At 73.0% G+C, this 25,786-nt stretch carries 20 protein-coding genes; 7 read left to right on the plus strand and 13 right to left on the minus strand.

The window, feature by feature from the left end; translation table 11 throughout:
• Nucleotides 1–167: 167 nt before the first annotated feature.
• The 6 genes from ACFU5F_RS22255 to ACFU5F_RS22280 all read right to left on the minus strand — a co-directional run bounded on the left by ACFU5F_RS22255 (nt 168) and on the right by ACFU5F_RS22280 (nt 7,658).
• Nucleotides 168–1,022, minus strand: coding sequence for an HpcH/HpaI aldolase/citrate lyase family protein (locus ACFU5F_RS22255; RefSeq protein ID WP_383889917.1), 855 nt, complete (start codon nt 1,020–1,022; stop codon nt 168–170).
• Nucleotides 1,019–2,218 carry a CaiB/BaiF CoA transferase family protein gene (locus ACFU5F_RS22260; protein ID WP_383889920.1) on the minus strand — a complete coding sequence of 400 codons (1,200 nt, stop codon included), beginning with the start codon at nt 2,216–2,218 and terminating at the stop codon, nt 1,019–1,021. The genes ACFU5F_RS22255 and ACFU5F_RS22260 overlap by 4 nt, the downstream gene beginning before the upstream one ends.
• Complete coding sequence (locus tag ACFU5F_RS22265; RefSeq protein ID WP_383889923.1) at nt 2,215–3,612, minus strand: ADP-ribosylglycohydrolase family protein; 1,398 nt, start codon at nt 3,610–3,612, stop codon at nt 2,215–2,217. Before ACFU5F_RS22265 ends, ACFU5F_RS22260 begins: the two co-directional genes overlap by 4 nt.
• A complete protein-coding gene (locus tag ACFU5F_RS22270) occupies nt 3,609–4,775 on the minus strand; it encodes an ADP-ribosylglycohydrolase family protein (RefSeq protein WP_383889926.1) in 1,167 nt (388 codons plus the stop codon). Before ACFU5F_RS22270 ends, ACFU5F_RS22265 begins: the two co-directional genes overlap by 4 nt.
• A 7-nt stretch (nt 4,776–4,782) precedes the next feature.
• The gene (locus ACFU5F_RS22275; protein WP_383890005.1) at nt 4,783–5,892 is read right to left on the minus strand and encodes an ADP-ribosylglycohydrolase family protein; all 1,110 of its coding nucleotides are present in this window, start codon (nt 5,890–5,892) and stop codon (nt 4,783–4,785) included.
• A 506-nt stretch (nt 5,893–6,398) separates the two neighbouring features.
• Entirely contained in the window at nt 6,399–7,658 is a 1,260-nt protein-coding gene (locus tag ACFU5F_RS22280; protein ID WP_383889928.1) for an ADP-ribosylglycohydrolase family protein, read from the minus strand.
• Nucleotides 7,659–8,099: 441 nt separating this feature from the next.
• Between ACFU5F_RS22280 and ACFU5F_RS22285 the strand changes: the two genes are divergently transcribed.
• From ACFU5F_RS22285 to ACFU5F_RS22295, 3 genes are all read left to right on the plus strand, one after another.
• A complete protein-coding gene (locus tag ACFU5F_RS22285; protein WP_383889931.1) occupies nt 8,100–8,828 on the plus strand; it encodes a VIT1/CCC1 transporter family protein in 729 nt (242 codons plus the stop codon).
• A 388-nt stretch (nt 8,829–9,216) separates the two neighbouring features.
• On the plus strand, nt 9,217–13,824 hold the full coding sequence (gene gltB, locus ACFU5F_RS22290; protein ID WP_383889934.1) for a glutamate synthase large subunit: 4,608 nt from the start codon (nt 9,217–9,219) through the stop codon (nt 13,822–13,824).
• A complete protein-coding gene (locus tag ACFU5F_RS22295) occupies nt 13,817–15,277 on the plus strand; it encodes a glutamate synthase subunit beta (protein WP_383889937.1) in 1,461 nt (486 codons plus the stop codon). Before gltB ends, ACFU5F_RS22295 begins: the two co-directional genes overlap by 8 nt.
• Before the next feature lie 185 nt (nt 15,278–15,462).
• Here the strand turns inward: ACFU5F_RS22295 and ACFU5F_RS22300 are convergent, their stop codons facing one another.
• Complete coding sequence (locus tag ACFU5F_RS22300) at nt 15,463–16,392, minus strand: rhomboid family intramembrane serine protease (RefSeq protein ID WP_383889940.1); 930 nt, start codon at nt 16,390–16,392, stop codon at nt 15,463–15,465.
• A 144-nt stretch (nt 16,393–16,536) separates the two neighbouring features.
• On the opposite strand from ACFU5F_RS22300, the gene ACFU5F_RS22305 reads away from it, so the two are divergent.
• Nucleotides 16,537–17,295, plus strand: coding sequence for a vWA domain-containing protein (locus tag ACFU5F_RS22305; RefSeq protein ID WP_383889943.1), 759 nt, complete (start codon nt 16,537–16,539; stop codon nt 17,293–17,295).
• Here ACFU5F_RS22305 and ACFU5F_RS22310 read toward each other — a convergent pair.
• Both ACFU5F_RS22310 and ACFU5F_RS22315 read right to left on the minus strand, forming a co-directional pair.
• Complete coding sequence (locus ACFU5F_RS22310) at nt 17,273–18,250, minus strand: acyl-CoA dehydrogenase family protein (RefSeq protein ID WP_383889945.1); 978 nt, start codon at nt 18,248–18,250, stop codon at nt 17,273–17,275. The two genes, ACFU5F_RS22305 and ACFU5F_RS22310, sit on opposite strands and share 23 nt — an antisense overlap.
• A 31-nt stretch (nt 18,251–18,281) precedes the next feature.
• A complete protein-coding gene (locus ACFU5F_RS22315; RefSeq protein ID WP_383889948.1) occupies nt 18,282–19,421 on the minus strand; it encodes an acyl-CoA dehydrogenase family protein in 1,140 nt (379 codons plus the stop codon).
• A gap of 140 nt (nt 19,422–19,561) precedes the next feature.
• Here ACFU5F_RS22315 and ACFU5F_RS22320 point away from each other — a divergent pair, with 140 nt between their 5' ends.
• Genes ACFU5F_RS22320 through ACFU5F_RS22330 form a run of 3 tightly spaced genes read left to right on the plus strand, consistent with a single transcriptional unit; the run spans nt 19,562 to nt 22,202 of the window.
• Nucleotides 19,562–20,368, plus strand: coding sequence for an SDR family oxidoreductase (locus tag ACFU5F_RS22320; RefSeq protein ID WP_383889951.1), 807 nt, complete (start codon nt 19,562–19,564; stop codon nt 20,366–20,368).
• Between the two features lie 14 nt (nt 20,369–20,382).
• Nucleotides 20,383–21,012, plus strand: a complete 630-nt coding sequence (locus tag ACFU5F_RS22325) for a TetR/AcrR family transcriptional regulator (protein ID WP_383889954.1) — start codon at nt 20,383–20,385, stop codon at nt 21,010–21,012.
• A 32-nt stretch (nt 21,013–21,044) separates the two neighbouring features.
• Complete coding sequence (locus ACFU5F_RS22330) at nt 21,045–22,202, plus strand: acetyl-CoA C-acetyltransferase (protein ID WP_383889956.1); 1,158 nt, start codon at nt 21,045–21,047, stop codon at nt 22,200–22,202.
• A gap of 124 nt (nt 22,203–22,326) precedes the next feature.
• On the opposite strand, the gene ACFU5F_RS22335 is transcribed toward ACFU5F_RS22330, so the two are convergent.
• The 4 genes from ACFU5F_RS22335 to ACFU5F_RS22350 are packed head-to-tail and all read right to left on the minus strand — an operon-like array spanning nt 22,327 to nt 25,763.
• The gene (locus ACFU5F_RS22335; RefSeq protein WP_383889959.1) at nt 22,327–23,388 is read right to left on the minus strand and encodes an NAD(P)H-dependent flavin oxidoreductase; all 1,062 of its coding nucleotides are present in this window, start codon (nt 23,386–23,388) and stop codon (nt 22,327–22,329) included.
• On the minus strand, nt 23,388–24,134 hold the full coding sequence (locus ACFU5F_RS22340) for a CoA-transferase subunit beta (RefSeq protein WP_383889962.1): 747 nt from the start codon (nt 24,132–24,134) through the stop codon (nt 23,388–23,390). Before ACFU5F_RS22340 ends, ACFU5F_RS22335 begins: the two co-directional genes overlap by 1 nt.
• Nucleotides 24,131–24,979, minus strand: a complete 849-nt coding sequence (locus tag ACFU5F_RS22345; protein ID WP_383889965.1) for a CoA transferase subunit A — start codon at nt 24,977–24,979, stop codon at nt 24,131–24,133. Before ACFU5F_RS22345 ends, ACFU5F_RS22340 begins: the two co-directional genes overlap by 4 nt.
• Nucleotides 24,972–25,763: an enoyl-CoA hydratase family protein gene (locus ACFU5F_RS22350; RefSeq protein ID WP_383889968.1), complete on the minus strand. Its 792-nt coding sequence runs from the start codon at nt 25,761–25,763 to the stop codon at nt 24,972–24,974. The genes ACFU5F_RS22345 and ACFU5F_RS22350 overlap by 8 nt, the downstream gene beginning before the upstream one ends.
• Nucleotides 25,764–25,786 lie beyond the last annotated feature (23 nt).

Raw genomic sequence — 25,786 nt, forward strand, 5'->3', positions numbered from 1 at the left:
CTGCGGGCTTGAAAGACCCGGGCCCATGGGCTTGAAGGACCTGAGCCCTGCGGGGCTGAAAGACCCGGGCCGTGGGGCTTGAAGGACCTGAGCCCTGCGGGGCTTGAAGGACCCGGGCCCGTGGGGCTGAAAGGCCCGGCCCCCGGGTCTGGCGGGCCGGCCGGGGGTCAGGTTCTGGTGGGGCGGTCGGACAGGGAGAGGGTTCTGTGGGCGAAGGCCACTATCGCCGGGTCGATGAAGCGGCCGTCGGGGAGGGCCTGGGCGCCGGGTGCTGCGGTCGCGGCCCTGAGGATCTCCTCGGCCGACTCCACCTCCTGCGGGGTGGGGGCGTAGGCGCGTTCGATGACCGGGAGCTGGCGGGGGTGGATGGCGGCGCGGCCCAGGAAGCCGAGGGAGCGGCCGTGGGCGCAGGAGTCGGCCAAGCCGTCCAGGTCCTTTGTGTCCGGGTGGACCGACTGGGCCGGTGAGGGCAGCCCCGCGGCGCGCGCGGCGACGACCACGCGGGAGCGGGGCCAGTCGAGGGCCCGGTCGTGGCGGACGGCCAGGTCGGCGCGGAGGTCCGCCTCGCCGAGCGTGATGCCGTGCAGCGCGGGGTGGGCGGTGGCGATGGCGTAGGCGCGTTCCACGCCCAGGGCCGATTCGAGGAGGGCGTACAGGGGGATCGCGCCGCCTTCCGAGAGGGCCGTTCCCTCCGCGACGGCGGCGATCTCGGCGGGGGACGTGACCTTCGGGAGGCGCAGTGCCGACAGACCGGGCAGCGGGGAGAGGGCCTTGAGGTCCTGTTCGGCCTCCGGGGTGTGCAGGGCGTTCACGCGTACGTGGACCGGCACGGGGGGCGGGGCCGAGAGCAGCTCGGCGGTGGCGGCGCGGGCGTAGGCCTTGCGGTCCGGGGCCACCGCGTCCTCCAGGTCCACGATCACCACGTCCGCGCCGCAGGTCAGGGCCTTGGCGACCACCTCCGGGCGGTCGCCGGGGACGTACAGCCAGGTCAGGGGGAACGGAGTGGCCGGGCGGGGGGTCACAGGGCGCCCTCCTGACGGAGGGCCGCGATGTCCGGCTCCGACAGGCCCAGCTCGGTGAGGACCGCGTCCGTGTCGGCCCCGTGGGCGCGGCCCGCCCAGCGGATCGCGCCGGGGGTCGCGGAGAGCCGGAAGAGGACGTTCTGCATGCGCAGGGGCCCGAGGTCGGGGTCGTCCACGGTGGTGACGGTGTCCAGGGCACGGTACTGCGGGTCGGTCATCACCTCGGTGATGTCCTGGATGGGGGCGACGGCCGCCTCCGCCTTCTCGAACACCTCGATGACCTCCTCACGGGTGTGGCGGGCGATCCACACGCCGACCGCCTCGTCCAGGACGTCCGCGTGGCGGGCCCGTTCCGCCCCCGAGCCGAACCAGGGCTCGTCGATCAGCTCGGGCCGGCCGACCAGGCGCATCACCCGTTCCGCGACCGACTGGGCGGAGGTGGAGACGGCCACCCAGGAACCGTCCGCCGTGCGATAGGTGTTGCGGGGGGCGTTGTTGGCGGAGCGGTTGCCGGTGCGAGGCTGGACGTGCCCGAGCTGGTCGTACCAGAGGGGCTGGGGGCCGAGGACGGTGAGGATCGGCTCGATGATCGCCATGTCGACCGTCTGCCCCTGACCGGTCCGGTCACGCGCGGCGAGTGCGGTCATCACCGCGTATGCCGTCGCCAGGCCCGCGATGGAGTCGGCGAGACCGAAGGGGGGCAGCACCGGCGGAGTGTCCGCCTCGCCGGTGATGGCGGCGAAGCCGCTCATCGCCTCGGCGAGCGTGCCGAAGCCGGGACGGTGCGCGTACGGGCCGAACTGGCCGAAGCCGGTGACCCGGGCGAGGACCAGGCCGGGGTTCACCGCCGAGAGTTCCTTCCAGCCCAGGCCCCATTTCTCCAGGGTGCCGGGGCGGAAGTTCTCGATGACGACGTCGGCGGTGGCGGCCAGGCGCAGGAGGGTGTCCCGGCCGCCGGGGGTGGAGAGGTTCAGCGTCAGGGTGCGTTTGTTGCGGCCCAGCAGCTTCCACCACAGGCCCACGCCGTCCTTCGACGGGCCGTGGCCGCGGGACGGGTCCGGCTTCGTCGGGTGCTCGACCTTGATGACCTCCGCACCGAAGTCGCCGAGCATCGTGGCGGCGAGGGGGCCGGCGAAGAGGGTGGCGAGATCGAGGACGCGCAGGTGGGAGAGCGGGGGGTCGTACGCCTGGGTCATGGGTGAGGGGTCTCCCGGAGCGTGAGGTGGGCCAGGGTGTCGAAGCCGACGCCGTTGAAGTCGGCGATCGAGGTGGCCAGGCGGTTCTTGAGGGGGGCCGTCCAGCGCCCGGGGAGCGCGTCCGGGGAGCCGGTGAGGAGGCCGGCGATGCTGCCCGCCGTCGCGCCGTTGGAATCGGTGTCCCAACCACCCGACACCGCACGGCAGATGGAGGTCGTGAAGTCGCCGTCCGCGTGGGTGAGGGCGGCGGTGAGCAGGGCGGTGTTGGGAAGGGCGTGGACCCAGTGGTGGCCGGCGTGGGCGGTGTGGAGTTCGTCGACGACCACGTCGAAGTCCCGGGTGCGGGTGGCGAGACGGACGGCGTGGGTGATCGCCCCCGCCAGACGGGAGCCCGGGGGGACGACCGTCAGGCCGGTGCGCAGACAGTGGTGGATGTCGTGCGTGCCGGTGGCGGCCTCCGCGATGGTGGCCGCGACGAACATCGCCGCGTAGACGCCGTTGGCGGTGTGGGTGAGGGTGGCGTCGCGGTGGGCCTGTTCGGCCGCCGCGCCGGGGTCGCCGGGGTTGGTCCAGCCGTGGACGTCGGCGCGGATGAGAGCGCCGATCCATTCGCGGAACGGGTTGCGGTGGCGGGCGGTCAGCGGGGGGTCGATGCCGCACAGGAGGTTGCGGTAGGCGACGCGTTCGGCGGTGAAGGTGCGGCCCGCGGGGAGCTCGTCCAGCCAGAGGGTGGCCACGTCGGTGGTGGTGAAGCCGCGGCCGTGACGGGTGAGCAGGAGGAGGTTGAGGAGGGGGTAGTTGAGGTCGTCGTCCTCGGGCATGCCGTCGATGTTCTCGGCGAGGGAGGTGGGGGCCGAGCGGCGGTTCCAGGGGTGGGCGGCGAGGAGTTCCGCCGGGACGCCCCGGGCGGTGAACCAGGTGGTGAGGGGCCAGTTGCCGGACGCCCGCGCGAGGTCGCGGATCGCGGCGAGGGGGAGTTTCTCGACCGGTTTGCCGAGCAGGCAGCCGGCGGCGCGGCCCAGCCAGGCGGCTTCCAGGCGGGGGAGGTACGCGGCCGGGGCGGGGCGGGGTGGTGCCCCCGGGGCGCCGGGGGCGGACGGGGGTGCCGGCCAGTGGGGGCACAGCGCCTTGATCCCGCTCAGGGCGGTCGGCTCGGCCTCGCTGAACCCGCTCGGCAGGTCCGCGAGTTCGTCCAGCAGGTCCTCGGCGAGCTGCCGCAGGTAGCGGGAGACGCGCCCCGGGGAGGCGCCGGCGCGCAGGGGGGCCGGGGGGCCGCCGGCCGCTCGCCAGCGGGCGGCGACGGCCGAGGGCTCACGGCCGTCCTGGACCGCCTGGTGGAGTTCGTGGCCCAGGAGGTCCTCCGGCTGGACCCAGGTGAGACGCGGCGCGGTCACCGGAGGGAGGCCAGCGTGGCGAAGGCGGACTCGTGGGCGCGGCGGCGCCGTACGTCCCGCGCATGGATCTGGCGGGCGACCTCGGCCAGGGTCGCGGCCGGCGCGTGCAGGTCCAGGCGGCTGGCCTCCGCGACGGTCTTGGCCCAGTCGGACGGGACGTCCGAGCCCAGCGCGCCCGCGAGGGCACCCGACATCGTGGCGATCGAGTCGCAGTCGCGGCCGTAGTTCACCGAACCCAGGACCGCGTGACGGTAGTCGCCGCGGGCCACGAGCAACATGCCCAGGGCGACGGGGAGTTCCTCGATGGAGTGGAGGCGGGAGGGGCGGCGGGCGCCCAGGGAGGGGGCGCGGTAGTCCGGGCCGACCGTGTCGAACGGGGTCACCGCCTCGCGGAGCGGGCGCAGCGCCGACTCGAAGTCCGTGTGACGGGCGGCCGTTTCGCACACGGCCTCGATCGCCGCGCGGGTGCCGTCCTTCGCCAGGGTGAGGCACGCCTCGACCACAGACTCGGCGGTCGCGCCCGGCGTGCACGCCGCCGCGACCCCCGCCGCGAACACGCCCGCCGCCTCCCTGCCGTACGACGACTGGTGAGCGCCGGCGATGTCCAGGGCCTCGGCGTACGCGCCGCGCGGGTCGGCCGCGTTGACCAGGCCGACCGGGGCCATGTACATCGCCGCGCCGCAGTTGACGATGTTGCCGGTGCCGGCCTCGCGCGGGTCGACGTGGCCGTAGTGAATACGGGCCACCAGCCACTTCTCGGCGAGGAAGACCCGTTGCAGGGGGAGGGCCTCCGCCTCCAGTTCGGGGATCCAGCGCGGGGTCGTCATCATGTCCGGCACCAGGTGCTCGGCGACGGCGTACGCGTCCAGGTGGTCGCGTACGCGGTCGTAGACCCGGACCAGCGCGTGGGTCATGAGGGTGTCGTCGGTGACGTGGCCGTCGCCCTTGTGGTACGGCGCGATGGGGCGGGCGGTGCGCCAGTCGTCGCCGTTCCAGGGGCCGACGACGCCGTGCACGCGGCCGCCGTGGCGTTCGGTGATCTGCTCCGGGGTGTAGCCCTCGACGGGGCCGCCGAGGGCGTCGCCGACGGCGGCGCCGACCAGGGCGCCGGTGATGCGTTCTTCGAGGCTCATCGCGGTGGGGGGTTCCTTCGAGGGCGTCATGCCCGAATCATCCTCCGGGGGCGGCGAGTTCCGTGGTTGCGAGAAGTTCGGCGAGGTGTACGAGATCGGTTCCGGTGAGGCGGGGGAGGGCGCAGCCGGAGAGGGTGCGGCAGGCGTCCCGCCAGGAGGCGGGGACGGCGGCGCCGCCGCCGAGCGCGCCGGTCAGGGCGCCGACGAGGGCCGGGGCGGAGTCGGCGACGCGGGAGAGGCAGGCGGCGGCGGGGACGGCCTCGGCGATCCGGCCCTCGGCGGCGGTGGCCAGGGCGAGTGCCACGGGGACGGTCTCGGCGGCGGCGATGCCGTAGCTGTAGACGTGGTCGACGATCTGGTGCTCCAGGAGCGGTACCAGAGCGAATGTTCCTTCTTCTCTGTGGCGGTGGGCGAGGTCCAGGGCGTGGCGGGCGTTGCGGCCGATCTCCGTCCCGGCGGGGAGTTCGGCCAGAGCGGCCGCCGTGCAGTCGTCGACCTCCGCGCCGGCGAGCGCCAGCGCCAGCGCGGCGGCCATCGCGCGTGCGCCGTGCACGCCGTCGCCGTCCTGGGTGTAGCGGGCGTCGAACTCGGCGAGATCGGCGGCGCCTCGCGGGTCGCCGGGGTGGGCCACGGCGAGCACGCAGGCGCGTACGCAGGCCGCGTCGTCGAAGTAGTGCGGGTTGTCGTGGCCGGTGGCGGGCGGGCGCAGGCCGGTGGCGAGGTTGCCGAGGCCGGCGCGCACCGAGATGCGGGCGCGCAGGGGGAGTACGGCGGACTCGACCTCGGGGGCGCGTTCGGCGGCGGCGGCGATCTCGCTGGCCACGGCGTTCCAGGAGAGGTCGATGGAGGCGCGGGTGCGGCGTTCCAGGCTGAGGTCGCCGAGTGCGGCGGCGTCACCGGCGCGCAGGAGGGCCTCCGCGGCGAAGGCCGCCCATTCCGCGTCGTCGGAGGGGCCGAGGCGCAGGGGCTCGGGCGGTTGGTTGAGGGCGATGGGGACCGGGAGCGTGGTGGTGGCGTTCTGCTCGGCGAAGGTGTCCAGTTCGCGGGTGAGGCGGCGGGTCCACTCCGGCATGCGGGCGGCCCGGTGGCGGGCGGCGGGCCAGCCGGCGGCGTCCCCCGCGGCGAGGCCCAGGAGGAGGCCCTCGATACGGCGGGGGGAGCGGGGGGTGTGTGCCGTGGCCTCGGCTCCGCCTTCGGCCTTTGTCTCCCCACCCGCCCCGCCCGTGCCACTTTCGTCGTCGGGTGCGGGTGGCCCCTGTGGGACTCCCTCACCGTCGGCGGCCGCGGCTCCGAGGGTGAGCGGCTTCGCCGAGAGCGGGCGGGCGGGTTCGAAGTGCCTGGGGGCGAGAGGACCGGTCGCGGCCGAGCGCGCCGGGGCGGACGCTTCGCTGACGTTCCAGGGGGTGGGGGCGAGCGCTTGGGCCGCCGTCGCGGGGGTGGGAGTCGGGGGTTCGGTCACGGTCGGCTCCGCCGTGGGCCGCGGGTCGCTGATGCCGGCTGCCGTGACTGCCGTGACTGCGGTGTCCGTCCTGTCCGTCGCGTCCGCCCTGTCCGCCGGGGTCGCGCGCGACGCGGCCGGTCTCCTGCGGGGCGGCTCGTCGTACGGTGCGGAGGGGGCGGTGGGGATGGTGTCGTCCCACGGGGTGGGTGGGGTCATGCCGGGGTCTCCGTCGTGTCGGCCGGGGCGGGGGTGAAGGCGGTCGGGGTGGGGGCGGCTGGAGTTGGGGCGGCCGGGGTGAAGGCGGGCGGGGCGAGGGCGGCCGGAGGAGCGGGAGCGGCCGGGGTGAAGGCGGCCGGAGCCGGGGCGGCCGGGGTGAAGGCGGCCGGAGCGGGGGTGGTCGGGGTGAGCGTGGTCCGGGTCGGCAGGGGGCGGGCGCCGTGAGGGAAGGGGGCCGTGCCGGTGGCCCATTTGCCGCCCTCGCCGGGGACCAGGAGTTCGGCGACGTCGAGGACGTGGTGGCCCGCCATGGAGGGCAGGCAGCTACCCCGCGCCGGGCCGATGGCCGCCGCCCACTCCGGGGGGATCGAGGACGCGCCCCGGGTCGCTCCGGCCAGCGCGCCGGCGACGGCGGCGGTCGTGTCGGCGTCGCGGCCCATGTTGACCGCCGTCAGCACCGACTCGGTGAAGTCGCCGTCGGCCGCCGCGTAGGCGCCGAAGGCCAGGGCGACGGCCTCGGGGGCCAGGTCGGTCCAGGGATAGCCGCCGATGACGACGGCGGAGCGGACCGCGCGTTCACCGCGGTGGGCGACGGCGACCGCCCGGCGCAGGGAGCGGGCCGTCCAGGAGTCGTCGGGGATCACGGCGAGCGCGGAGGCCACGACCGAGATGGTGGGGGCGCCCGCCATCGCCGCCGCCACTCCGGCCGCGACCGCCTGACCGCCGTAGATGCCCTCGCCGTCGTGGCTGACCGAGCCGTCGACGGCGACCAGCCGGGCGGCCTCCGCCGGGCGGCCCGCGGCGAAGACGCCGAAGGGGGCCGCGCGCATCGCCAGCCCGTCGCTCCAGGCGTGCCGGTGCTGCGCGGAGATCGGCGCGGCGAGGCCCCGGCGGAGGTTCTCCAGGGTGCCGCGTTCGCTGAAGCCGGCGCCCCGGAACGGGCCCTCGTCCCGGTCCGCGATCCACTGGTGCCAGGCCGCCTCCACGTGCGTGACGGTGAGCGCCGAGCCGTGCCGGGCCAGCAGCAGCCCGGAGAAGATGGCGTACTCGGTGTCGTCCGTGCCCGAGGGGTGCTCGGCCACGTACCCCGTGATGCGCCCCCAGCGCGCGCGGATCTCGGAGGGTTTCATGTTCTCCGCGGGCGCCCCCAGCGCGTCCCCGACAGCGAGCCCGAGCATGGCCCCGCGGGCCCGTTCGCGCAGATCGGTGGCGTCCCCCGGCGCCGGTACGGAAGGAATGCAGGCGATGGAAGGCATATGGCGCCTCTCTGGCCCTGAGGGCAGGTCTGGCCCTCGGGGCACGTCCGGCCCGTGGGCGGTCGATCCGCTCTGAAGATCGGAAGATGCGGCGATGCGGTGATGCGGTGATGCGGCGATGCGGTGATGCGGTGATGCGGCGATGCGGTGATGCGGCGATGCGGTGATGCGGTGATGCGGCGATGCGGTGATGCGGTGATGCGGCGATGTGGGGATCGAAGACTCTCGCTGTGAAGATCTCTGCCACACCGGGCGCCCCACCGGCTGCCGGAACACCCACGTGTCACCCGGTCGACATCTGTGCAGAGCCCTGTACGAATGAGCGGCCAGGGATTCTCGAACAGTCGCCGCCCCTGGTGGATCGCCTGGTAAGTACGGCCTTCCTTGCTGGCAGAAGAGATTTTCCGAGCGTACGTTCGACGTGAGGAAAGGGGCACGATCGTGGCGATCATCGACACCGAGGCCGCGCTGCACGAGGCGCACCGCGACAACCACACCCACCGGGACGTGAACGGAGGCTGGCTGCGGCCCGCCGTGTTCGGTGCGATGGACGGGCTCGTGTCCAACCTGGCCCTGATGACCGGTGTCGCGGGCGGCTCGGCCGGCCGGGAGGCGGTCGTCCTCGCCGGGCTCGCGGGGCTCGCCGCCGGGGCCTTCTCCATGGCCGCCGGCGAGTACACCTCGGTGGCCTCCCAGCGGGAGCTCGTCGAGGCCGAACTCGACGTGGAGCGGCGGGAGTTGCGCAAGCACCCCAAGGACGAGGAGCGGGAGCTGGCCGCGCTCTACGAGAGCCGCGGCGTCGAGGCGGGCCTCGCCCGGGAGGTCGCGCGCCAGCTCTCGCGCGATCCTGAGCAGGCCCTGGAGATCCATGCTCGCGAGGAACTGGGCATCGATCCCGGTGACCTCCCGTCGCCGGCCGTGGCCGCCGCGTCGAGCTTCGGTGCCTTCGCCCTGGGTGCCCTGCTGCCCGTACTGCCGTATCTGCTCGGCGCGGGCGCGCTGTGGCCCGCCGTGCTGGTGGCGCTCCTGGGGCTGTTCGGGTGCGGGGCGGTGGTGGCCAGGGTGACGGCCAGGAGCTGGTGGTTCAGCGGTCTGCGCCAGCTCGCCCTCGGGGGTGCCGCGGCGGGTGTGACGTACGCCCTGGGCAGCCTGATCGGCGCGGCCGTATGATGGATCGGATGGCTACGTATGCGCGGGACCGCATAAGTAGTCGTTACCAGGCGGTTTCGAACGCTTAACCGCTGGGCATGAGCCGTAAGCGCCGCAGGCAATGACGCCTGCCAAGCACCTCGAGCAGTGGCGACGACGCCTCCTGCGCCCCGCGGTCTGCCGACACGGATCTGTCCGGCCGACCCCCCAGTACACGCCAGTCGACGCCTGTCCACGCCACTGTGCGCGGCACTCCTCCGCGCCCGTGGCGTCCGCATGTTGGGACGTAGTATCCGCTTCCCGAGAACCGTTCCATCATGTAACCTGCACGAAATTTTGCACCTTACGCAGAGGGCCAGCGTCGTCCCTCGGCACATGCACATGCCAGATGACGACGACGGGAGAGCCGATGCGTACGCCGCGCCAGCCGTCCCAGCACTCCACGAACGGCCAGAAGTGGTCCTTCATGGATGCTCGCCCTGCTGCGCAGGGTATGTACGACCCCCGCAACGAGCGCGACGCCTGTGGCGTCGGCTTCGTGGCCACCCTCACCGGCGAGGCGAGCCATGCGCTGGTCGAGCAGGCGCTCACGGTTCTGCGCAACCTGGAGCACCGAGGGGCGACCGGTTCGGAGCCCGACTCGGGTGACGGCGCCGGCATCCTCTCGCAGGTCCCCGACGCGTTCTTCCGCGAGGTGGCCGGGTTCGAGCTGCCCGAGGCCGGCGCGTACGCCGTCGGCATCGCCTTCCTGCCCGAGCACGGCGCCGACGACGCCGCGGCCCGTATCGAGGCCATCGCGGCCGAGGAGGGCCTGACCGTCCTCGGCTGGCGCGAGGTGCCCGTCGCCCCCGCGCTGCTCGGTGCCACCGCCCGCTCGACGATGCCCTCCTTCCGTCAGGTCTTCGTCGCCGACGGATCGGCCGCGTCCGCCACGGGCATCGACCTCGACCGCAAGAGCTTCGTGCTGCGCAAGCGCGCCGAGCGCGAGGTCGACGTCTACTTCCCCTCGCTGTCCGCGCGGACCATCGTCTACAAGGGCATGCTGACCACCGGCCAGCTGGAGCCCTTCTTCCCGGACCTGTCCGACCGCCGCTTCGCCTCCGCGATCGCGCTCGTGCACTCCCGGTTCTCCACCAACACCTTCCCGTCGTGGCCGCTCGCCCACCCGTACCGCTTCGTCGCGCACAACGGCGAGATCAACACGGTCAAGGGCAACCGCAACTGGATGGTCGCCCGCGAGTCCCAGCTCGCCTCCGACCTCTTCGGCGGTCAGGAGACCCTGAACCGGATCTTCCCGATCTGTACGCCGGACGCCTCCGACTCGGCGTCCTTCGACGAGGTCCTGGAACTGCTCCACCTCGGCGGCCGCTCCCTGCCGCACTCCGTGCTGATGATGATCCCGGAGGCGTGGGAGAACCACGACTCCATGGAGCCGGCCCGCCGCGCCTTCTACCAGTTCCACTCCACGATGATGGAGCCGTGGGACGGCCCGGCCTGTGTCACCTTCACCGACGGCCGTCAGGTCGGCGCGGTCCTGGACCGCAACGGTCTGCGCCCCGGCCGCTACTGGGTCACCGACGACGGACTCGTCGTCCTCGGCTCCGAGGTCGGCGTCCTCGACATCGACCCCGCCAAGGTCGTCCGCAAGGGCCGGCTGCAGCCCGGCCGGATGTTCCTCGTCGACACCGTCGAGCACCGCATCATCGAGGACGACGAGATCAAGGCCCAGCTCGCCGCGGAGAACCCGTACGCGGAGTGGCTGGAGGCCGGCGAGATCGAGCTGTCCGACCTGCCCGAGCGTGAGCACATCGTGCACACCCACGCCTCGGTCACCCGGCGCCAGCAGACGTTCGGCTACACCGAGGAAGAGCTGCGCGTCATCCTCGCGCCGATGGCCAAGACCGGCGGCGAGCCGCTCGGCTCCATGGGCACCGACTCGCCGATCGCCGCGCTGTCCTCGCGCCCGCGGCTGCTCTTCGACTACTTCACCCAGCTGTTCGCGCAGGTCACCAACCCGCCGCTGGACGCCATCCGCGAGGAACTCGTCACCTCGCTGCGCTCCTCGCTGGGCCCCGAGGGCAACATCCTGGAGCCGACCGCCGCGTCGTGCCGCAGCGTCACCCTGCCCTTCCCGGTGATCGACAACGACGAGCTGGCCAAGCTCATCCACATCAACGCCGACGGCGACATGCCCGGCATGAAGGCGGCCACCCTCTCCGGTCTCTACCGGGTCTCCGGCGGCGGCGACTCCCTTGCCGCGCGCATCGAGGAGATCTGCGCCGAGGCCGACGCCGCCATCGACAACGGCGCCCGGCTGATCGTCCTGTCCGACCGCCACTCCGACGCCGAGCATGCGCCGATCCCGTCGCTGCTGCTCACCGCGGCCGTCCACCACCACCTCATCCGCACCAAGCAGCGCACCCAGGTGGGCCTGCTCGTCGAGGCCGGTGACGTCCGCGAGGTCCACCACGTCGCCCTGCTCATCGGCTTCGGCGCCGCCGCAGTCAACCCGTACCTGGCGATGGAGACCGTCGAGGACCTCGTCCGCGCCGGCACCTTCCTCTCCGGCATCGAGTCCGAGCAGGCCATCCGCAACCTGATCTACGCCCTCGGCAAGGGCGTCCTCAAGGTCATGTCCAAGATGGGCATCTCCACGGTCGCCTCCTACCGGGGCGCCCAGGTCTTCGAGGCCGTCGGCCTCGCGGACGAGTTCGTCGAGAAGTACTTCAACGGCACGGCCACCAAGATCGGCGGCGTCGGCATCGACGTCATCGCCAAGGAGGTCGCCGCCCGCCACGCCAAGGCGTACCCGGCCAGCGGCATCGCGCCGGCCCACCGCGCCCTGGAGATAGGCGGCGAGTACCAGTGGCGCCGCGAGGGCGAGCCGCACCTGTTCGACCCGGAGACGGTCTTCCGCCTCCAGCACTCCACGCGCACGCGCCGTTACGACATCTTCAAGAAGTACACGGACCGCGTGAACGAGCAGTCCGAGCGTCTGATGACGCTGCGCGGCCTGTTCGGGTTCAAGTCCGGCGACCGTCAGCCGATCTCCATCGACGAGGTCGAGCCGGTCACCGAGATCGTCAAGCGGTTCTCGACCGGCGCCATGTCGTACGGCTCGATCTCCCGCGAGGCGCACGAGACGCTCGCCATCGCCATGAACCAGCTGGGCGGCAAGTCCAACACCGGTGAGGGCGGCGAGGACCCGGACCGTCTCTACGACCCGGCGCGCCGTTCGTCGATCAAGCAGGTCGCCTCCGGCCGCTTCGGCGTGACCTCCGAGTACCTGGTCAACGCGGACGACATCCAGATCAAGATGGCCCAGGGCGCCAAGCCCGGTGAGGGCGGCCAGCTGCCCGGCCACAAGGTCTACCCGTGGGTCGCCAAGACCCGTCACTCGACCCCGGGTGTCGGTCTGATCTCCCCGCCGCCGCACCACGACATCTACTCCATCGAGGACCTCGCCCAGCTCATCCACGACCTGAAGAACGCGAACCCGCAGGCGCGGATCCACGTGAAGCTGGTCTCCGAGGTCGGCGTCGGCACGGTCGCCGCCGGTGTCTCCAAGGCGCACGCGGACGTCGTCCTCATCTCCGGCCACGACGGCGGTACGGGCGCCTCGCCGCTCACCTCGCTGAAGCACGCGGGCGGCCCCTGGGAGCTCGGCCTCGCCGAGACCCAGCAGACGCTGCTGCTCAACGGCCTGCGTGACCGCATCGTCGTCCAGACCGACGGCCAGCTGAAGACCGGCCGTGACGTCGTCATCGCCGCGCTCCTCGGCGCCGAGGAGTTCGGCTTCGCGACCGCGCCGCTGGTCGTCTCCGGCTGCGTCATGATGCGCGTCTGCCACCTGGACACCTGCCCGGTCGGCATCGCCACCCAGAACCCGACGCTGCGCGACCGGTTCTCCGGCAAGGCCGAGTACGTCGTGAACTTCTTCGAGTTCATCGCCGAGGAGGTCCGCGAGATCCTCGCCGAACTGGGCTTCCGCTCCATCGAGGAGGCCGTCGGCCACGCCGAGACGCTCGACGTGACCCGCGCGGTCGACCACTGGAAGGCGCAGGGCCTGGACCTGGAACCGCTGTTCCACGTGCCCGCACTGCCCGAGGGCGCCGTCCGCCACCAGCTGATCGAGCAGGACCACGGCCTGGAGAAGGCGCTCGACAACGAGCTGATCAAGCTCGCCGCCGACGCGCTGGCCGCGAACGACGCGACCGACGCCCAGCCGGTCCGCGCCCAGGTCAAGGTCCGCAACATCAACCGCACGGTCGGCACCATGCTCGGCCACGAGGTGACCAAGAAGTTCGGCGGGGCCGGTCTGCCCGACGACACCATCGACATCACCTTCACCGGCTCGGCCGGCCAGTCCTTCGGCGCCTTCCTCCCGCGCGGCGTCACGCTGCGCCTGGAGGGCGACGCCAACGACTACGTCGGCAAGGGCCTTTCCGGCGGCCGGGTGATCGTCCGTCCCGACCGGGGCGCCGACCACCTCGCCGAGTACTCCACCATCGCGGGCAACACCATCGCCTACGGCGCCACCGGCGGCGAGCTGTTCCTGCGCGGCCGGACGGGCGAGCGATTCTGTGTCCGCAACTCCGGCGCCCTGGTGGTGTCCGAGGGCGTGGGCGACCACGGCTGCGAGTACATGACCGGCGGCCACGCGGTCGTCCTCGGCGAGACGGGCCGCAACTTCGCGGCCGGTATGTCCGGCGGCATCGCCTACGTCATCGACCTGGACCGCGACAACGTCAACGTCGGCAACCTGGGCGCCGTCGAGGCCCTCGACGACACCGACAAGCAGTGGCTGCACGACGTGGTGCGCCGCCACGCCGAGGAGACCGGCTCCACGGTCGCCGAGAAGCTGCTCGCCGACTGGCCCGTCGCCGTGGCGCGCTTCAGCAAGATCATCCCCAGCACGTACAAGGCAGTGCTCGCCGCCAAGGCCGCCGCCGAGCAGGCCGGTCTCTCCGAGACCGAGATCACCGAGAAGATGATGGAGGCGGCGATCAATGGCTGACCCGAAGGGCTTTCTGAACCACGGGCGCGAGGTCGCCAAGTCCCGCCCCGTCGACGTACGCCTGAAGGACTGGAACGAGGTCTACGTCCCGGGCTCGCTGCTCCCGATCATCTCGAAGCAGGCCTCCCGCTGCATGGACTGCGGCATCCCGTTCTGTCACAACGGCTGTCCGCTCGGGAACCTCATCCCCGAGTGGAACGACTACGCCTACCGTGAGGACTGGGCGGCGGCGTCGGAGCGGCTGCACGCCACGAACAACTTCCCGGAGTTCACCGGGCGGCTGTGCCCGGCCCCGTGCGAGTCGGCGTGCGTGCTCGGCATCAACCAGCCGGCCGTCACCATCAAGAACGTCGAGGTCTCCATCATCGACAAGGCGTGGGACAGCGGCGACGTCGCGGCCCAGGCCCCGGAGCGGCTGTCCGGCAAGACGGTCGCGGTCATCGGCTCCGGCCCGGCGGGCCTGGCCGCCGCGCAGCAGCTGACGCGGGCCGGTCACACGGTCGCGGTGTACGAGCGCGCGGACCGCGTCGGTGGCCTGCTGCGCTACGGCATCCCCGAGTTCAAGATGGAGAAGCGGCACATCAACCGCCGTATCGAGCAGATGCGCGCGGAGGGCACCCGCTTCCGTACGGGCATCGAGATCGGCCGTGACCTCAAGGCCACGGACCTGAAGAAGCGGTACGACGCCGTCGTCATCGCCGCGGGCGCCACCACCGCCCGTGACCTCCCGGTCCCCGGCCGTGAGCTGAACGGCATCCACCAGGCCATGGAGTACCTGCCGCTGGCCAACAAGGTCCAGGAGGGCGACTTCGTGACGCCCCCCATCACGGCCGAGGGCAAGCACGTCGTGGTCATCGGCGGCGGCGACACGGGCGCGGACTGCGTGGGCACCGCCCACCGCCAGGGCGCGGCCTCGGTCACCCAGCTGGAGATCATGCCGCAGCCGGGCGAGGACCGTGCCCCGAACCAGCCGTGGCCGACCTTCCCGATGCTCTACAAGGTCACCTCGGCGCACGAGGAGGGCGGCGAGCGGGTCTACTCCGTGTCCACCACCCACTTCGAGGGCGACGAGGACGGCAACGTCCAGTTCCTGCACCTCACCGAGGTCGAGTTCATCGACGGCAGGCTGACCCCGAAGCCGGGCACCGAGCGCAAGATCCCCGCCCAGTTGGTGACGCTGGCCATGGGCTTCACCGGCACGGACCGCGAGAACGGTCTCGTGGACCAGTTCGGCCTGGACCTCGACGAGCGCGGCAACATCGCCCGCGACGCCGACTTCCAGACCAATGTGCCCGGGGTGTTCGTGGCCGGTGACGCGGGCCGCGGTCAGTCGCTCATCGTCTGGGCGATCGCCGAGGGCCGCTCGGCGGCCCGGGGCTGCGACCGCTTCCTGACCGGCGCGAGCGAACTGCCGGCCCCGATCCGTCCGACGGACCGCTCGCTCATGGTCTGACCCACACCCGACCCACCTCCGGCCCGCCGGGCCGACAGACGTCCCGTACAACGGCGTACGGGCGGGTCATCTGGGGGTACTCCCCCCAGACCCCCCGAGACGGCGCCTGCCCGCCAGTCCCCGACCGGACGACTGGGCAGGCGCCGTCGCACGTCGGGAGCGGGCCCCCATTGCTCGCGGCCGGTTCAGGTCGTCATCTGCGCGGCCTTGGCGAGCGCCAGCACCACCAGCAGGGCCGCCGTCGCCGCGCAGGTCCCCGCCTGCACCAGCACCCTCCGCCGGTCCCGAGGCGCGTACGCGAGGCCCAGGGCGATCAGGCCGCCGGTCAGCAGGCCGCCGAGGTGTCCCTGCCAGGACGTCACGACCGCCGAGATGACCAGCCAGATCAGCAGGCCCGCCATGAAGCGGTTGATGCCCGCCGGGTCGGCGCCGAGACGACGGGCCAGCACGTAGTACGCGGTGCACAGGCCGAAGATCGCGCCGGAGGCGCCGACCGTACTGGTGTCGGGGGCCAGGAGGAGGACCAGCACGGAGCCGCCGAGGGCGGACAGGAGATAGAGGGCGAGGTAGCGGGCGCGGCCGAGCTGGGCCTCGACGATCCTGCCGACGTTCCACAGCGTGACCATGTTCATCACGATGTGCAGGATGCCGAACGTGCCCTCGGTGGGTGGGAGATGGAGGAAGGCGCCGGTCAGGAGGCGGTACCACTCGCCGTCGATCACGCCTTCCAGGCGGAAGTCGGACGGGTAGGCGCTCTGCCAGACGTACTGCAGCCCGTCCGGGCCGAGCAGCCCCCGGCCCAGCATCGCGAAGTCGTCCACGACCTGTTCACGGAGCAGTTCGGCGACGTAGGCGACGACGTTCAGACCGATCAGGGCGTACGTCACCAGCGGGACGGCCGAGATCCGGCCCCCGAAGGCGGTGCGGGCCTGCCGGACGGTTCGCGCGCCCTCCTTCACGCACTCCGGGCACTGGTGGCCCACGGCCGCGTCCCGCATGCAGTCCGGGCAGATGAACCGCTCGCAGCGCGTGCAGCGGACGTACGACTCCACTTTCGGGTGGCGGTAGCAGGTGGTGACGGCGGGCTCGGACGACGACGGGGACTCGGGTTCCACGGCCGGCTCCTTGGGGATGCGGGGCTGATGACGAGCCGGTGAGGACGGCGGCGAACAAAGTAGCGAACGATCAGGGCGGAGGGGACAGGGGGAGTGCCCTAACCTCGGGGCTGCCGCAGAGCCCTGGGTCAGGAGGACCGCCGAATGTCCGCGATCAGTCTCACCAAGATGATGGAGACCGCCCCCGCGCTCGTGAACCTCTACAAGGCGGCCGGGGACTCCCTCGACCGGCACGGGCTCCGGGGGCAGCGGGCCGCCGTCCATCTCGTGATCGACCACAGCGGCTCCATGCGGCCCTACTACAAGGACGGCAGTGTGCAGGCCCTCGCCGACCGGGTGCTCGGACTGTCCGCGCAGCTCGACGACGACGGCACCGTGCCCGTCGTCTTCTTCTCCACCGGGGTCGACGCGGTCACGGAGATCTCTCTCGCCGACCACCACGGCCGGATCGACCGCATCGTGTCCGGCCTCGGCCACATGGGGAAGACCGACTACCACCTGGCCATGGACGCCGTCATCGACCACTACCTCGACCGCGGAGCAGAGGACCCGGCCTTCGTGGTGTTCCAGACCGACGGCGGGCCCACCAGCAGGCTCGCCGCCGAACGGTACATGTGCAAGGCCGCCCGGCTCCCCCTCTTCTGGCAGTTCATCGGCTTCGGCGACCCCGGCGGCAAGCAGTTCGACTTCCTGCGGCGGCTCGACGATCTGGCCGTGCCGGGGAAACGGGTCGTCGACAACGCCGGCTTCTTCCACGCCGGCCGGGACCCGCGGGCCGTGTCCGACGCCGAGCTGTACGACCGGCTGGTGGGGGAGTTCCCGCGGTGGCTGGCGGCGGCCCGGGCCGAGGGCATCGTCGCCCGAGGGCGCGGCCGGGGGATCAGCGGCGGCCACCGCCGCTGAGCACGGCGGCGCGGCACTCGGCGGGGGTGCCCCACGCCGTCCGCAGCGCCCGGGCCCTGGTCAGCCAGAGCGACAGGTCGTACTCCGCCGTGTAACCGATCGCGCCGTGCAGCTGCAGCGCCGTGCGCGCGGTCGTGTACGCCGCCTCGCACGCCGTCACCTTGGCGGCCGCCGCGTCCGCCGGGTCCAGCGTGACCGCCGCTCCGAAGACCAGCGGACGCGCGAACTCCAGGGCCACCTTCGCGTCCGCCAGCCGGTGCTTCACCGCCTGGAACGAACCGACGGGCACGCCGAACTGGGTGCGCTGCCGGACGTACGCCACCGTCCTGTCCAGGAGCGCCAGGCCGACACCGAGGGCCTGCGCGGCCACCGCGAGCCGGGCCCAGACGAGGGCCCGGGCGAGGCCGGACGGGTCGGTCGCGAGGAGTTCGCCGCCCGGGGAGAGCGGGGTCGGGCGGCGGGCCGGGTCAAGACAGGGCCGCACGGGTCCGTGACCGGGGCGCAGGCGCAGCTCGCCCCGGCCCGGGTCGAGCGACAGGTGGATGGCCGCCGCGTCCCCGTCCAGCGCGTACGCCTCCGGTGACGGCGCCACCGTGGCCATCTCCTCGCCGGACAGCAGCGCCGGGAGCAGGCGCTCGGCCGGGCCCGGGTCCTCCAGGCCGGCCAGCAGGACCGCCGCCGTGACCGTCTCCACGAGGGGGCCCGGCACCGCGTGCCGCCCCAGCTCCACGAAGGCGACGGCCAGCTCCACGGGGAGGGGGCCGACGCCCTCGTACGCCTCGGATGCCGCCAGCGCGAAGACGCCCGCCTCCGCGAGGCGGGACCACAGCGCCCGCCCGGCCCGGTGCTCGCCCCGCCCCCAGGCCCGTACGGCCTTCGGGGTGTCCGCCGCCGTCAGCATGGCGTCCAGCGACCGGGCGAACGCCCGCTGCTCGGTGTCCAGGAGGAAACGCATCAGCGGTGGCCCTTCAGGCTGGGGCCGCCCATCAGCGGCGGCCCTTCGGCAGGCCGAGGAGGCGCTCGGCGATGATGTCGCGCTGGATCTCGTTGGTGCCGGCGTAGATCGGGCCGGCCAGGGCGAAGACATAGCCCTCCGCCCAGTGGCTGTCCGCCGCCCCGCCCTCCTCGCCGAGCAGGTCCAGTGCCGTCTCGTGCAGGGCCAGGTCGTACTCGGACCAGAAGACCTTGTTCAGGCTGGACTCGGGGCCGACCGGGGTGCCCTCCAGGAAGCGGGAGGCGGCCGCCCAGGTGAAGAGTTGGTAGGCGCGGGCGCCGATCAGCGCGTCCGCCACCCGGTCATGGGCGGACGCCGGGCTGCCCTGGGCGTGCCAGAGGCCGAGCAGCCGGTCCGCGGAGGCGAGGAAGCGCCCCGGCGGGCGGAGCGTCAGCCCGCGTTCGTTGCCGGCGGTGGACATGGCGATGCGCCAGCCCTGGCCGGGCTCGCCGATGACGTCCTCGTCCGGCACGAACACGTCGTCGAGGAAGAGTTCGGCGAAGGCGGGCCTGCCGTCCAGGCGGCCTATCGGGCGGACGGTCACCCCGGGCGCGCGCAGGTCGAACATCAGATACGTCAGGCCCTGGTGGGGTCTGGGGGCGCCCGGCTCGCTGCGGAACAGGCCGAACGCCCGGTCCGCGAAGGCGGCCCGCGACGACCAGGTCTTCTGGCCGGTCAGCAGCCAGCCCCCGTCCGTGCGCCGGGCCCTGGAGGTGAGCGAGGCGAGGTCGGACCCGGCCTCGGGCTCCGACCAGGCCTGTGCCCACACCACCTCGCCCGAGGCCATCGGGGGCAGGACGCGGGCCCGCTGCTCGGGAGTGCCGTGGTCGAAGAGGGTCGGGGCGAGGAGGCTGACGCCGTTCTGGCCGACGCGGCCCGGGGCGCCCGCCGCGGAGTACTCCTCCTCGAAGGCCAGCCTGCGCAGCAGGCCCGCGTCACGGCCGCCGTACGCGGCCGGCCAGTCGACCACCGACCAGCGGCCGGCGGCCAGTTCGGCCTCCCAGGCGCGGTGGGCGGCGAAGCCCTCCGCCGTCTCCAGGGAGGGCAGCGGCTCGGCCGGGACACGGTCGCGCAGCCAGGCGCGGGCCTCGGCGCGGAAGGCTTCGTCGGCGGGGGAGGGGGTGAGGTCCATGGGAGCGCGCCTCTTTGCCTGACCGGGGGTGGAGGGTGCGGGTCCGACGAGCGTCCGGCCGATCCGGCGAACGCGCGGTCGGCGTGCCGGACGAACACTCGGCCTTCCCTAACAAGTGTTTGGTAGGTTAGCGTGCCCCCATGACGAACGTCGACCCCCCGACGTGCCCCCCGGCCCACGCCCTCCTCGCCGGCCGCACCGCCGTCATCACCGCCGCGGCCGGCGCGGGCATCGGCGGAGCGACCGCCCGGCGCTTCCTGGAGGGGGGCGCGCGCGTGCTGATCAGTGACGCCCACACGCGCAGGCTCAAGGAGTTCAGGGCCGAGCTGACCGCCGAGTTCGGTAAGGAGTCCGTCACGGCGGTGCCGTGCGACGTCACCGACGACGACCAGGTGCGGGCCCTGTTCGAGGCGGGCGCCCGGCTGCACGGGCGGCTCGACATCGTCGTCAACAACGCGGGTCTCGGCGGCACGGCGGATGTCGCCGACATGACGGACGAGCAGTGGTCCAAGGTGCTGGACGTGACACTGAACGGCACGTTCCGGTGCACGAGGGCCGCCCTGCGGCTGATGCGGGAAGCCGGTGGGGGCGGTGCGGGCCGTGGCGGGGTGATCGTCAACAACGCCTCCGTCGTCGGCTGGCGCGCCCAGGCCGGCCAGGCGCACTACGCTGCGGCCAAGGCGGGCGTGATGGCGCTGACCAGGTGCGCGGCCATCGAGGCGGCCGACTACGGGGTCCGGGTCAACGCCGTGTCCCCCAGCCTCGCCATGCACCCGCACCTGGTGAAGGTCACGACCCCCGAACTGCTGGCCGAACTGACCGCGCGGGAGGCCTTCGGGCGGTACGCCGAACCCTGGGAGGTGGCCAACGTGATCGTGTTCCTCGCGTCCGGCTACTCCTCGTACATGACGGGCGAGATCGTCTCCGTCAGCAACCAGCACCCCTGAGGACAACGAGCAACGTGCCGACCAAGAAGAACAACCCGCAGGTGCCCGCCGCCGGGCTCGCCCGCCGCCGTGAGCTCCTCGACACGGCCGCCCAGGTCTTCGCCGACCAGGGGTACAACGCCACCACCGTGCGCCGGATCGCGGACGACGCGGGCATGCTCGCGGGCAGCCTCTACTACTACTTCGCGTCCAAGGACGCGATGCTGGAGGAGATCCTGCGGACCTTCCTCGACGAACTCTGGGAGCGCTACGACGCCGTCCTGGACGCCGGAACGGGCCCCCGGGAGACCTTCGAAGCGCTGGTCACGGAGTCCTTCCGGGCGATCGGCCGGCACTGCGACGCCGTCCGGATCTACCAGAACGAGGCGAAGCAGCTGATCGCCCGGGAAGCGCGGTTCCTCTTCCTGGAGCAGTCGCAGACCAAGTTCGAGAAGGCGTGGCTGACCACGCTGGAGAGCGGGGTCGCGCAGGGAGAGTTCCGGGCCGACCTCGACACGAGGGTCACCTACCGGTTCGTGCGCGACACGGTCTGGGTCGCCGCGTCCTGGTACCGGTCCGGCGGACAGTACGGCCCGGAGGAGATCGCCCGACAGTACCTGTCCATGGTCCTGGACGGGATCGCCGTACGGGAGAGCGGTACGTGACCTGAACGTCCTCTGACACCGAGGGAGCCGACATGGCCGAGGCCTACATCGTCGAAGCGGTCCGCACGCCCGTCGGGCGGCGCGGGGGAGGGCTCGGCCGGGTCCATCCGGCCGACCTCGGCGCGCACGCCCTGAAAGCGCTCGTCGCACGCGCGGGCGTGGACCCCGCCGCCGTGGAGGACGTCGTCTTCGGCTGCCTCGACACCGTCGGACCGCAGGCCGGAGACATCGCGCGGACCAGCTGGCTGGCCGCCGGCCTGCCCGAGGAGGTGCCCGGTACGACCGTCGACCGGCAGTGCGGATCCTCGCAGCAGGCCGTGCACTTCGCCGCGCAAGGAGTGCTCTCCGGCACCCAGGACCTGGTGGTCGCGGGCGGCGTGCAGAACATGACGATGATCCCCATCGCCTTCGCCTCCCGGCAGGCCGCCGTCCCCCTCGGTCTCACCGACGGGCCCTTCGCGGGCAGCGAGGGATGGCGGGCGCGGTACGGGGACCGGCCGGTGAACCAGTTCGCGGGCGCCGAGATGATCGCCGCGAAGTGGGGCATCGGCCGCCGCGACCAGGAGGAGTACGCCCTGCGCTCCCACCGGCGGGCGGTGCGGGCCGTGGACGAGGGCCGCTTCGCGCGCGAGACCGTCCCGTACGGGGACGTCACCGTCGACGAGGGACCGCGCCGGGACACCTCCCTGGAGAAGATGGCCGCCCTGAAGCCGGTCATCGAGGGCGGCACGGTCACGGCCGCCTGCTCCTCCCAGGTCTCCGACGGCGCCGCCGCACTCCTTATCGCCTCCGAACGCGCCGTACGGGAGCACGGGCTGACCCCGCGCGCCCGCGTGCACCACCTCTCCGTGCGCGGCGAGGACCCCATCCGCATGCTCACCGCGCCCATACCGGCGACGGCGTACGCCCTGAAGAAGTCCGGCCTCACCCTCGACGCCATCGACCTGGTCGAGATCAACGAGGCCTTCGCGCCGGTCGTCCTCGCCTGGCTGAAGGAGACGGGCGCCGATCCTGAGAAGGTCAACGTCAACGGGGGCGCGATCGCCCTCGGCCACCCGCTGGGCGCGACCGGCGCCAAGCTCATGACGACCCTCCTGCACGAACTGGAGCGCACGGGCGGCCGCTACGGCCTCCAGACGATGTGCGAGGGCGGCGGGCAGGCGAACGTGACGATCATCGAGCGGCTGTGACGGTCGGCGTGCGGGGGTGAGGGGAGGCGGGCCCCGGCGGCTGTGACGGTCGCCGGGCGGCCGCCACGACGGTCGGCGTGCGGCGGTGGGGGGGAAGGGCCGGGACCTGGGTCGGCCGTGACGGTCACCGTCGGGCGTCGAGCCGCCCCAAGGACGTCAGCGTCTCCTCGGCCTCCTTCATGATCCGGTCCACCAGCTCCGCGCACGACGGCAGGTCGTCGATCACCCCGGCGACCTGCCCGGCCGCCATCACCCCGAGGTCCGTACGGCCGTCGACCATCGCGGACCTGAGCAGCACCGGTGTGTTGGCGGCGAGAAGGACCTGACTCCAGGTGAGGTCCTTGCCGTGCCGCATGGCGAGGCCGTCGCGGACCATACGCCGCCAGGTCAGCCCGGAGAGCCGGCGGAAGCCCGCCGCGTGGCGCACGGCGCGCACCAGGGCGCGCGCCCGGCCGGACGCCTCCAGCGCGCTCACGAGCTCCGTACGCAGCATCCGGTGCGGCAGCCCGTCCACGGCCCTGGTGACGGTGACGTCCCTGACCGTCGCGGCCAGATAGCGGGCCTTCACCGCGTCGGGCACCGTCGAGTCCGAGGTGAGCAGGAACCGGGTGCCCATCGCCACCCCCGCCGCCCCGTACGCCAGCGCGGCCACCAGCCCGCGCCCGTCGTGGAAGCCCCCGGCGGCCACGACGGGGATGTCGACGGCGTCCACGACCTGCGGCAGCAGGACGGTCGTCGCCACCTCCCCGGTGTGCCCGCCGCCCTCGCCGCCCTGGACGACCACGGCGTCCGCGCCCCAGGCCGCCACCTTCTCGGCGTGCCGCCGGGCACCCACCGACGGGATCACGACCACCCCCGCGTCCTTCAGCTCGGTGATCAGCTCCCGCGACGGCGCCAGCGCGAACGACGCCACACGCACGCCCTCCTCGACGATGATCCGCACCCGCTCCCGCGCGTCCCCCGCGTCGGCCCGCAGATTCACCCCGAACGGCGCCCCGCCCGTACGGGACCTCACCTCCCGCACGGCGGCCCGGAGCTGCCCGGTCGTCATGGTCGCCGAGGCCAGCACGCCGAGTGCCCCCGCGTTCGCCGCCGCGGAGACCAGCCGGGGGCCGGCCACCCAGCCCATCCCGGTCTGCACGATCGGCCGGCGGACGCCGACGAGCCGGGTCAGAGCCGTCTCCATCAGCCGGCCACCTCCCGCGCCCGCGTGTTCCCGGGGTCGATCACCTCGCGGATCAGCCGCAGCTCCTCCCCGGTCGGCTCACGGGTGTACGGCACCTCGTCCGGGACGGTGAGCACGAAGCCCGTCGCCTCCGCCACCTGCTCCACCGTGACCCCGGGGTGCAGCGACACCAGCCGCATCGTGTGGTCGGGGGTAGCGAAGTCGAAGACCCCGAGGTCGGACACGACCCGCGGGAGGTGGTGGAAGCGGGCGGCGGCCGGATGCAGGGCCACCCGGTCGTAGCCGACCCCGCACACCATGTCGACCTTCTCCACGAAGACCCGCCGGGAGTGCCGCGGGATCCAGTAACTGGTCGGGTTGTTCAGGGTGTTGACCGGCGCTCCCCGCACTCCGAGCAGCTGCCGCCTCGGCCGCTCCCAGTCGCCGACACAGCTGATGTTCTGGTTGCCGTACCGGTCGATCTGGCTCGCGCCCATCATCACGTGCCGACGGCCGCCGGTGACCAGGGCCAGGTGCCGCCGGTAGGGCAGCCACCCCTCGACGGTGCCGTCCAGGCCGACGAGCAGCGCCTCTCCGTCGGTCAGCAGCAGGTCCGGCGAGAACGTCCGCCTGGCGAGGCGCGCGCCCAGGGACGGAACGAGCCCCATCGGACTGGCGAGGATCTCCCCGGCACCGCGCCACGCCTCGGCACAGGCGATCACGCAGTACTCGGCGCGCGTCGCGCCGCTCACGGCTGCCGCGCTCACGTCTCCTCCCTGTGCCACGCCCGCACGGCCGACTGGTAGGCGGGCTCGTCACCGGTCAGGAACCGTTCGGCGAACTCCGCCCACGGGGTGCTCGCGTACATCCTCTGGAAGGCCTCGTCCCGGTCGTGGTCGGGGGCGCAGGAGGTGAAGTGCGCCCCGTTCGGGGCCTCGATCACGCCGGTCACCACATGGCGGCCGACCAGCAGCGACTGGGGCGGGGCGTCCTTCGTCAACTCGGCCGTGTCCACGATCCGTTCGCAGGAGACGTACGCCGTGTCGGCGGCCTCGCAGAAGAGGTCGTCGAAGTAGGGGTCGGGACCCAGGTACTGGCCGTTGCCCTGCCGGTCGGCCCGGTTGACGTGCACGAACGCGGCGTCCAGACGCAGTGCCGGCATGGCGACGAAGGTCTCCCCGTCCTCGTACGGCGACGTGACCGTCCTGAGGCCGGGGTTGACCCGCATCACGTCCGAGCCGATGCCCGCCCGCACCGGCAGGAAGGGCAGCCGGTGCGCGGCGGCCCGCAGCCCCCACATGAACATCGCCTCGTCGACCTCCATCAGCTCGAACGCGCCCCGCTCGCGCGCCGCGCGGTAGTGCGGTTCGAGGGGGATGGAGTCGAGCGTGGCGAAGGCGGCGACCAGTTTCCGCACCCGTCCGGCGGCGGCGAGCATGCCCACGTCCGGGCCGCCGTACGAGACGACGGTCAGATCGGTGATCCCGGACCGGAGCAGCGCTCTCACCAGGGCCATCGGCTTACGGCGCGAGCCCCAGCCGCCGATGCCGAGGGTCATCCCGCTCGACAGCCGCGCGACGGCCTCGTCGGCGGTCATCGTCTTGTCACTCACCCGGCTCCTCCTGAACGCCGTCGCTTCCCGTGACCCGCCCGCGCGCCCCGGCCCTCCCGAAGCCGGCGCGGACCTCGTCGGCCACCCCGCTGAGGTTCGCCTCGAAGGTGAAGCCCTGCTCGAAGCGGTAGCTGCGGCGGACGTCGACCGGGTCGATGCCGTTGATGGCGGCCTTGGCGAGCCGGAGCAGCCGGCCGTCCTTCGCGGCGATCTCCCGCGCCAACTCCAGTGCCGCGCCCGGCAGTTCCGGGGGCGGGACCACCCGCCACACCGAGCCGTGCGCCCGCAGCTCGGCGGCCGTCGCCGTACGCGAGGTGTAGTACAGCGCCCGCATCAGATGCTGGGGCACGAGCCGCGCCAGATGCGTCGCCGCGCCCAGCGCGCCCCGGTCCAGCTCGGGCAGTCCGAAGACCGCGTCCTCACCGGCGACGATCGCGTCCGCGTTGCCCACCAGCCCGATACCGCCGCCCAGGCAGAAGCCCTGCACGGCGGCGACCACCGGCACCTCGCACTCGTACACGGCGGCGAAGGCCGCCGCGCAGCCCTGGTTGGCGCCGAGCAGCGCGTCGCGGCCCGCCGCCTGGATCTCCTTGATGTCGACGCCGGCGTTGAATCCGCGCCCCTCGGCCGCCAGCACCACACACCGGACCTCCGGATCGCGGCCCGCGTCGCGCACGGCGTCGGCCAGTTCGAACCAGCCGCGCACCGGCAGCGCGTTCACCGGCGGGTAGTCGACCGTGACGACGGAAATCCCCTTTTCCGGGGACGAGGTGGAGACACTCATCGGCGCATCAGCTACCTTCCACC

Origin of the sequence: Streptomyces sp. NPDC057438, assembly GCF_042802995.1 — a bacterium.
In the GTDB taxonomy this organism is placed as follows: Bacteria; Actinomycetota; Actinomycetes; order Streptomycetales; family Streptomycetaceae; genus Streptomyces.

Excerpts from the sequence above, each read along its gene's own strand:
- ACFU5F_RS22260 (WP_383889920.1), bottom strand. The coding sequence starts at position 2,218 with ATGACCCAGGCGTACGACCCCCCGCTCTCCCACCTGCGCGTCCTCGAT.
- ACFU5F_RS22270 (WP_383889926.1), bottom strand. The coding sequence starts at position 4,775 with ATGACGCCCTCGAAGGAACCCCCCACCGCGATGAGCCTCGAAGAACGC.
- ACFU5F_RS22280 (WP_383889928.1), bottom strand. The coding sequence starts at position 7,658 with ATGCCTTCCATCGCCTGCATTCCTTCCGTACCGGCGCCGGGGGACGCC.
- gltB (WP_383889934.1), top strand. The coding sequence starts at position 9,217 with ATGCGTACGCCGCGCCAGCCGTCCCAGCACTCCACGAACGGCCAGAAG.
- ACFU5F_RS22295 (WP_383889937.1), top strand. The coding sequence starts at position 13,817 with ATGGCTGACCCGAAGGGCTTTCTGAACCACGGGCGCGAGGTCGCCAAG.
- ACFU5F_RS22305 (WP_383889943.1), top strand. The coding sequence starts at position 16,537 with ATGTCCGCGATCAGTCTCACCAAGATGATGGAGACCGCCCCCGCGCTC.
- ACFU5F_RS22310 (WP_383889945.1), bottom strand. The coding sequence starts at position 18,250 with ATGCGTTTCCTCCTGGACACCGAGCAGCGGGCGTTCGCCCGGTCGCTG.
- ACFU5F_RS22315 (WP_383889948.1), bottom strand. The coding sequence starts at position 19,421 with ATGGACCTCACCCCCTCCCCCGCCGACGAAGCCTTCCGCGCCGAGGCC.
- ACFU5F_RS22320 (WP_383889951.1), top strand. The coding sequence starts at position 19,562 with ATGACGAACGTCGACCCCCCGACGTGCCCCCCGGCCCACGCCCTCCTC.
- ACFU5F_RS22330 (WP_383889956.1), top strand. The coding sequence starts at position 21,045 with ATGGCCGAGGCCTACATCGTCGAAGCGGTCCGCACGCCCGTCGGGCGG.
- ACFU5F_RS22335 (WP_383889959.1), bottom strand. The coding sequence starts at position 23,388 with ATGGAGACGGCTCTGACCCGGCTCGTCGGCGTCCGCCGGCCGATCGTG.
- ACFU5F_RS22350 (WP_383889968.1), bottom strand. The coding sequence starts at position 25,763 with ATGAGTGTCTCCACCTCGTCCCCGGAAAAGGGGATTTCCGTCGTCACG.